The sequence below is a fragment of the Candidatus Eisenbacteria bacterium genome (assembly GCA_035577985.1).
Lineage (GTDB): Bacteria > Desulfobacterota > Binatia > DP-6 > DP-6 > DATJZY01.
Window position 1 is genome coordinate 36,390 of record DATJZY010000122.1, and the last position, 7,090, is coordinate 43,479.

The following is a 7,090-nucleotide window of genomic DNA, read 5'->3' on the forward strand; positions in this document are numbered from 1 at the left end:
CGAGCATGGCTACCAAGGCAAGTGCGGTGGCGAAACCGGCGACCACGATCCCTCATTTCGTCGAGCTGATCCCATCGAACCTGAAGGTGGACTTCGTCCGCATGATGGGCCCGATGCTCATGTTTTCGTGGACCATCATCTTGATCGGACTCGTGTCGATCTACCTGCGGGGGGGCCTCAACTACGGGATCGACTTCGCCGGCGGGACGTTGGTCCACGTGAAGTTCCCGCAGGCGACGGCGGTGGCCGATCTCCGCGCGGCGCTCGAAGGGCCCGGGGTTCGCGAGCTCATCGTGCAGGACGTGGGCGGTGCCGGCCAGGAGTTCCAGATCCGGCTCCTCGCCGCCGAGGGAGAGAACGAAACCACGACGGCGGCGAACGCGAAGGCGGGGCTGCAGGCGAAGTTCGGCGAGGGCTCCTTCGAAGTACTCCGGGTCGAGACCGTGGGCCCGAAGGTCGGCAAGGACCTCTGGCGCGACGCGACGCTCGCCGTGCTGGCGTCGACGCTGCTCATGGGCATCTACATCTGGTTCCGCTTCGATCTGCGCTTCGGGATCGGGGCCGCCGTCGCGCTCTTGCACGACGTGCTCATCACCGTCGCGCTGTTGTCGCTCTTCAACATGGAGTTCGATCTGACGACCGTGAGCGCGCTGCTGACGGTGGTCGGCTACTCGGTGCACGATACCGTCATCATCTCCGACCGCATTCGTGAGAACCTCACCAAGATGCGCAAGGAGACCCTGGTCACGATCGTCAACCGGTCGATCAACGAGACCCTCTCGCGAACGATCATCACGAGCGGCACGGCGATCCTGGTCACGATGTCGCTCTTCTTCCTGGGCGGTCCGGTGATCCACAGCTTCGCGTTCGCGCTGCTGGTCGGCTTCACCGTCGGGACGTACTCGTCGATCTACGTGGCCGCGCCGATCGTCATCTGGCTCGAGGGCAAGGTCGGGCGCACCGCGTAGGGCGCGCGCTTCCGTTGCAAGTCGAAGACTTTCCGGAGAAAAGTAGTTTCTTGACCGTTCGGGAGGGGCCTGCTACCACCTCCGCCATTCCTACGGGACCCTGGCGACATGGTGGAGAAGGACGAGGCCCTGCTGAACAGCAAAGAAGTCGCCGAGATCCTCGATCTCAGCCCGGACACCGTCAACGAGCTCGCGCGCAAGAGCGTCCTGCCGGCCTTCAAACGTGGCCGCCAGTGGCGCTTTCGTAAACCCGACATCGTCTCCTACAAGCGGGAACGCTGGAGTGCGACCGCGGCATGAGGTCCGCCGCCGCTCCCAGCGCCGGGGACCGGCGCTAGCCGGCGCTCGGGCGCAGCCTCTACTCGACTCGACGAGGAGTCATATGGCCTTGGCAAACACGCAACCGCACGAGAGCGCGCTCTACTACGAGTTCTCACACCTCTACGACGCGTTCTTCGGGCGCGTGTTCTATCCGCGCATCGCCAGGGTGATCCGGTCACTCGCGATTCCCCCGGGGGCGCGGGTGCTGGAGATCGGCGTCGGCACGGGCCTCTCGCTCGATGCCTATCCGTCGCACTGCCAGGTGGTCGGCATCGACCTCGCGCCCGACATGCTGGAGCGCGCGCAGGAGCGGATCGATCGCAACGGCTGGCGCCACATCACGCTCGAGCAGGGAGATGCGCTCGACCTGCGCTTCGCCGACAACACGTTCGACTACGTGATGGCGTTCCACGTCGTGAGCGTGGTGCCCGATGCTGGACGCCTCATGCGGGAGGCGCAGCGCGTCGGCAAGCCGGGCGGGCTCATCACGGTCATCAACCACTTCCGCAGCGAGAATCCCGCGGTGGCCAGGGTACAGCGCGTGATCGACCCGATGACGCGGCGGCTCGGCTGGACGACGTCGCTCCAGCTTCGCGACATCCTCGATCGGCGCTCGCTGCACGTCGAGCGCCAGTGGAAGACCTCGCCGCGCTCGCTGTTCACGATCGTCGTCGCGCGCAACGCGAAGGCCGTCCGTGCTCGCGCCGAAGTGCGCGGCGCCGCCGAGGTCGAGCGGACCTACTGACGGCGGGTCGGGGGCCGCATCGGGATCAGCCCCCGTCGAATCAACAGATCGGCCTCGCGCTGGCTGCCCGTCTGGAGCCACCGCTTGTAGAGCCGGACCGCGTCCTGGTCCCGGCGAAAGAGCTCGAGTTCGCTGATCTCGCCGAGCACGCGTACGAAGTCGAGGAAGCGGTCGGCCAGCTCGACGAACGATTGTGAGAGCCCCCCGCGCGCCATCTCGCCCGAGAGCCGGGCGTACGCGGTGCGTCCGAGCGACGCGTAGTAGCCGGGCCCGACGAGGCTGCGGTCGAGCGAGTCGATGAAGATGCCGGTCACGAAGAGCGCGGTGTCCGCCACGCGGCGCAAGGTGTCGAAACGTTGCGCGGGCGGCAGTTCGCCCGCGCGCAGGTAGTCGACCGCGAGCGGCGGGTCGAGGAGGTCGGGTCGCCCCGGGCGAGCGAAGCGCTCGAGCAGGTGGACGAGGTAGAACTCGGTCGTCTCCGAGGAGGCGACTCCCTGCGCGTGCAGCGCGTGCTGCACGAGCTCGTGGAAGAGCGCGGTCAGGCTTCCGGTCTGGACCTTGATGGGGCCTCCGAACCTGCTACTGCCGAGATTGTGCGGACATCTCGGGCCGGTCGCAAACAGGCCGAAAATGGCCTCACGGCCTTGCTTCGGCCGTCGCCGCTTCGGTAGAAAAGCCACGCGGGCAGGGTTTGGTGGGAGCGCTCATAGACGGCAAGGCAGTCGCGGCGGCGGTGCGGCAGGAGGTGCGGGCGCGCGTCGAAGCCCTTTCCGCGCGCGGCACCGTCGCAGGGCTGGCGACCGTTCTCGTCGGCGACGATCCCGCCTCCCAGGTCTACGTCGGGAACAAGCAGAAGGCGTGCACCGAGGTGGGTATCCGCTCGTTCGGACACCGGCTGCCCGCGACGACCACGCAGCGCGAGCTGCTGGCGCTCGTCGCGTCGCTCGCCGGGAACGCCGACGTGCACGGCATCCTCGTCCAGCTCCCGCTCCCGAAGGGGCTCGACGCGCAGGCGGTGATCGAGGCGATTCCGCCCGCGAAGGACGTCGACGGCCTGCATCCGGTGAGCCAGGGCAAGCTCCTGGCCGGTGCGCCGGGGCTGCGGTCGTGCACGCCGCTCGGAGTCATGCGGCTCATCGACGAGACGCGAACGGAGCTGAAGGGGGCGCGCGCGGTCGTGGTCGGCCGGAGCGTGCTGGTCGGCAAGCCGATGGCGCTCCTCCTCCTCGAGCGGCACGCGACGGTCACCATGTGTCACTCGCGCACGCGGGATCTCGGCGAAGAAATCGGGCGCGCCGACGTGGTGGTCGCGGCGGCCGGTCAGATCGGGCTCGTGAAAGGCGCGTGGATCCGGCCCGGCGCGATCGTGATCGACGTCGGGACGAATCGCGGCCCCGACGGAAGGCTCTGCGGCGACGTCGAGTTCGCGCCGGCGCGGGAGCGCGCGGCCTTCATCACGCCGGTGCCGGGCGGCGTGGGGCCGATGACGGTCGCGATGCTGCTCGTCAACACGATAACCGCCGCCGAGTGGTCGGCAGCATCGCGCGCGGCCTGATGCCGCAGCGTACCGCCCTCTACGACGAGCATCGGGCGCTCGGCGCTCGCATGGTCGAGTTCGGGGGCTGGGAGATGCCCGTGTCCTATCGCGGCGCGACAGAGGAGCATCGCGCCGTGCGAGAGCGGTGCGGCGTCTTCGACGTGAGCCACATGGGCGAGGTCGAGCTGCGCGGCGCCGGGGCGATCGCGTTCTGTGACCGCCTCACCGTGAACGCCGTTGCGCGCCTCGGCGACGGCGACGGGCAATACACGGTGCTGTGCGACGACGGCGGCCACGTGATCGACGATCTGATCGTGTACCGCCTGGCGGCGAATCGCCTGCTCCTGGTCGTGAATGCCGCCAACACGGCGATCGATCTCGAGTGGATCCGTCGAGCGTGTCCGGCCGACGTCACGGTCGTCGACCGCAGCGCCGAGACGGGGCTCGTGGCGCTTCAGGGGCCGATGGCCGAGCAGGTGCTCCGGAAGCTCACCACGATCGAGGTGCCGGGCATACGTCCCTTCACCATCCGCACGGGCCGCGTCGCGGGCGAGGACGCGTTCGTGGCGCGGACGGGATACACGGGCGAGGACGGCTTCGAGCTGTTCGTGGGAACGGCGGGCCTCGTCGCCCTCTGGCGGGCGGTCGTGAAGGGCGCCGAGGAGGTGGGTGGCATGCCGTGTGGACTCGCCGCGCGCGACACGCTGCGCCTCGAAGCCGCGCTCGCGCTCTGTGGCACCGACATGGACCGCACGACGACGCCGCTCGAGGCGGGCCTCGCATGGGTCGTGAAGCTCGACAAGGGAGACTTCATCGGCCGCGCCGCCCTTCGCGCGCAGCGGGAGCGCGGCATCCCGCGCCGGCTCGTCGGCATCGAGCTCGCGGAGGCGGGCATCCCGCGCCACGGCTTCGAGGTGTGGAGCGGCGAGCGCCGGGTGGGGCAGGTGACCAGCGGCACGAAGTCGCCGACCCTAGGGACGTGCATCGGGCTCGCCTACGTCGAGCGTGGATTCGAGGCGCCGGGGACGGCGCTCGCTGTCGACATCCGAGGGCGACGTGTCCCCGCCCGTGTGGTAGAGCGGCCGTTCTATCGACGGCGGCGGTAGAGGAGCGACCATGAAGACACCGGACGATCTACGCTACACGAAGGATCACGAATGGATCCGGGTCGACGGAGCCGAGGGCACGATCGGCATCACGGACTTCGCGCAGGACGCGCTGGGTGACGTCGTGTTCGTGGAGCTGCCGGCGGTCGGTGCGACGCTGACGCAGGGACAGACGTTCGGCGTCGTGGAGTCGAACAAGACGGTCTCGGATCTCTTCGCGCCCGTGGCCGGCAAGGTCGTCGCCGTGAACGAGGAGCTGCGCGCGCGTCCCGAGCTGGTGAACCAGGACCCCTACGGGGCGGGGTGGATGATCAAGATCGCGATCGACAACCCCGGGCAATCGACCTCGCTCCTCGACGTGGCCGCGTACAAGGCCCACGTCGAGACCGATCACGCATGAGCGCATACACGCCCCACACGCCCGGTGACGTCGCGGCGATGCTGTCCGCGATCGGCGTCGGATCGATCGACGACCTCGTCGCCCACGTGCCGGCACACCTGCGGGAGCGCGCGCGCATCGGGTTGGCCCCGGGACTGACCGAGCCGGACCTGCGTCGTGCGCTGGGCGACCTCGCGGCGAAGAACGAGGTGGTCACGGAAGGGGCCACGTTCGTCGGCGCCGGCGCGTATCCGCACCTCGCGCCGGGCGTGGTGAACCAGATCCTGCTGCGCTCGGAGTTCGCAACCGCCTACACGCCGTACCAACCCGAGGTGAGCCAGGGGACGCTGCAGTCGATCTTCGAGTTCCAGACGTTCGCGGCCCTGATCCTGGGGCTCGATGTCGCCAACGCCAGCATGTACGACGGCGCCTCGGCCACGGCCGAAGCCGTGCTGATGGCGCGGCGGCTCGTTCCCGGACGATCGACGGTGCTCGTGTCCCGCGGCGTCCATCCGCACTACCGCGAGACGCTCGCGACCTACGTCCAGGGGCTCGCCGACGTCCGTCTGCGCGAGGTCCCGCTCGACGCCGATGGTCGCACCGACATGGCGGCGCTCGCGGGGCTGATTGGTCCGGACACGATGTGCGTCGTGCTCGGGTACCCGAACGTTCTCGGCGTCGTCGAGAACGTGGCTGCCGCCGCCACGGCGGTGCACGCGGCCGGCGGGCTTGCGATCACGGCTACGCCGGAGCCGCTCGCGCTCGCGTACGTCCGCTCGCCGGGCGGGTGCGGCGTCGACATCGCCGTCGCCGAGGGCCAGAGCTTCGGGCTTCCGGTGTCGTACGGCGGACCCGGCGTCGGCCTGTTCGCGACCCGCGACGCCCACGTGCGCGCGATGCCCGGTCGCATCGTCGGGGAGACCGTCGACGCGCAGGGGCGGCGCGGGTACGTGCTCACCCTCGCGACCCGCGAGCAGCACATCCGCCGGCAGCGCGCGACATCGAACATCTGCACGAACCAGGGGCTGTGTGCGCTGGCCGTGACGGTCTACCTGTCCATGCTGGGACGCGACGGCCTGCGCCGGCTGGCGGAGACCAACTACCGGCGTGCACACGCGGTGGCGGCACGCCTCGAGGCGGTCGGGGTGCCGCGCGTCGGATCGGCTCCCTTCTTCAACGAGTTCGTGGTCCGGGCGCCCGGGGCTGCGCGAGCGTGGGAGCAGATCGTCGCGCGCGACGGCATCGTACCCGGGTATCCGCTCGCACGCTGGCTGCCCGAGTACATGGACACGCTTCTCGTGTGCGTCACCGAGGTCCACGACGATCCGGCCGTCGAGCGACTCGTGCGGACGTTGACGCCGGCGGGGCCCGCAGCGCGGGCGCAGGCGGGCTGAGCCGATGCTGTTGCCCGAGCCGTTGATCTTCGAACGTGGGTCGCACGGGCGTTCCGGATGGTCCGCATCGGCGCCCATAGCGGACCCGGTCGCATCGTTGCCGGCGGAGCTGCGGCGCGAAGACGACCTCGCGGGGTTGCCCGAGGTGGGCGAGCTGGACGTGCTGCGGCATTTCCTCCGCCTCTCGCAGTGGAACTACAGCGCCGCGACGACCATGTACCCGCTCGGCTCGTGCACCATGAAGTACAACCCGGTCGTGAACGAGGCGATGGTCCGGCTGCCGGGGTTCGCGGCGCTCCATCCGCTCGTGCCCGAGGCGGCCGCGCAGGGTGCGCTCGAGGTGGTGTGGCAGCTCGAGCGGGCGCTGGCGGTCGTGAGCGGCCTCGACGCCGTCTCGCTGCAGCCCGCCGCCGGTGCCCAGGGCGAGCTGCTCGGCATGCTGCTCGTGCGAGCGTACCACGCCGATCACGGCGGGCCGCGCGGTCGCGTGTTGATTCCCACCAGCGCACACGGGACGAATCCGGCCAGCTCCGCGCTCTGCGGCTACGACGTGGTCGAGGTCCCGGTCGGGCGGCGTGGGCTGCTCGAGCCGGCCGCCGTCGACAAGGTCATGAACGACGGCGTCGCTGCACTCATGGTG

At 69.7% G+C, this 7,090-nt stretch carries 9 protein-coding genes; 8 read left to right on the top strand and 1 reads right to left on the bottom strand.

Annotated features, from left to right (window positions below; translation table 11 throughout):
- The first annotated feature begins 26 nt into the window (after positions 1 to 26).
- From secF to VMS22_17355, 3 genes are all read left to right on the top strand, one after another.
- Complete coding sequence (secF, locus tag VMS22_17345) at positions 27 to 968, top strand: protein translocase subunit SecF (protein HXJ35799.1); 942 nt, start codon at positions 27 to 29, stop codon at positions 966 to 968.
- Between the two features lie 108 nt (positions 969 to 1,076).
- Positions 1,077 to 1,268, top strand: a complete 192-nt coding sequence (locus tag VMS22_17350; protein ID HXJ35800.1) for a helix-turn-helix domain-containing protein — start codon at positions 1,077 to 1,079, stop codon at positions 1,266 to 1,268.
- 82 nt (positions 1,269 to 1,350) lie between these two features.
- On the top strand, positions 1,351 to 2,034 hold the full coding sequence (locus VMS22_17355; protein ID HXJ35801.1) for a methyltransferase domain-containing protein: 684 nt from the start codon (positions 1,351 to 1,353) through the stop codon (positions 2,032 to 2,034).
- Here VMS22_17355 and VMS22_17360 read toward each other — a convergent pair.
- Positions 2,028 to 2,552, bottom strand: a complete 525-nt coding sequence (locus tag VMS22_17360; GenBank protein ID HXJ35802.1) for a hypothetical protein — start codon at positions 2,550 to 2,552, stop codon at positions 2,028 to 2,030. The genes VMS22_17355 and VMS22_17360 overlap by 7 nt on opposite strands.
- Positions 2,553 to 2,728: 176 nt before the next feature.
- Between VMS22_17360 and folD the strand changes: the two genes are divergently transcribed.
- From folD to VMS22_17385, 5 genes are all read left to right on the top strand, one after another.
- Complete coding sequence (folD, locus tag VMS22_17365; protein HXJ35803.1) at positions 2,729 to 3,589, top strand: bifunctional methylenetetrahydrofolate dehydrogenase/methenyltetrahydrofolate cyclohydrolase FolD; 861 nt, start codon at positions 2,729 to 2,731, stop codon at positions 3,587 to 3,589.
- Positions 3,589 to 4,677: a glycine cleavage system aminomethyltransferase GcvT gene (gcvT, locus tag VMS22_17370; GenBank protein HXJ35804.1), complete on the top strand. Its 1,089-nt coding sequence runs from the start codon at positions 3,589 to 3,591 to the stop codon at positions 4,675 to 4,677. The genes folD and gcvT overlap by 1 nt, the downstream gene beginning before the upstream one ends.
- 10 nt (positions 4,678 to 4,687) lie before the next feature.
- A complete protein-coding gene (gene gcvH / locus VMS22_17375) occupies positions 4,688 to 5,077 on the top strand; it encodes a glycine cleavage system protein GcvH (GenBank protein HXJ35805.1) in 390 nt (129 codons plus the stop codon).
- Positions 5,074 to 6,450 carry an aminomethyl-transferring glycine dehydrogenase subunit GcvPA gene (gcvPA, locus tag VMS22_17380; GenBank protein ID HXJ35806.1) on the top strand — a complete coding sequence of 459 codons (1,377 nt, stop codon included), beginning with the start codon at positions 5,074 to 5,076 and terminating at the stop codon, positions 6,448 to 6,450. Before gcvH ends, gcvPA begins: the two co-directional genes overlap by 4 nt.
- Before the next feature lie 97 nt (positions 6,451 to 6,547).
- The coding region (locus VMS22_17385; protein ID HXJ35807.1) for an aminomethyl-transferring glycine dehydrogenase subunit GcvPB at positions 6,548 to 7,090 on the top strand (543 nt) is incomplete at its 3' end.

What these genes read in the sequence shown, in the direction of transcription:
- VMS22_17355 (HXJ35801.1), top strand. Translation starts at nt 1,351, where the DNA reads ATGGCCTTGGCAAACACGCAACCGCACGAGAGCGCGCTCTACTACGAG.
- gcvH (HXJ35805.1), top strand. Translation starts at nt 4,688, where the DNA reads ATGAAGACACCGGACGATCTACGCTACACGAAGGATCACGAATGGATC.
- gcvT (HXJ35804.1), top strand. Translation starts at nt 3,589, where the DNA reads ATGCCGCAGCGTACCGCCCTCTACGACGAGCATCGGGCGCTCGGCGCT.
- VMS22_17350 (HXJ35800.1), top strand. Translation starts at nt 1,077, where the DNA reads ATGGTGGAGAAGGACGAGGCCCTGCTGAACAGCAAAGAAGTCGCCGAG.
- gcvPA (HXJ35806.1), top strand. Translation starts at nt 5,074, where the DNA reads ATGAGCGCATACACGCCCCACACGCCCGGTGACGTCGCGGCGATGCTG.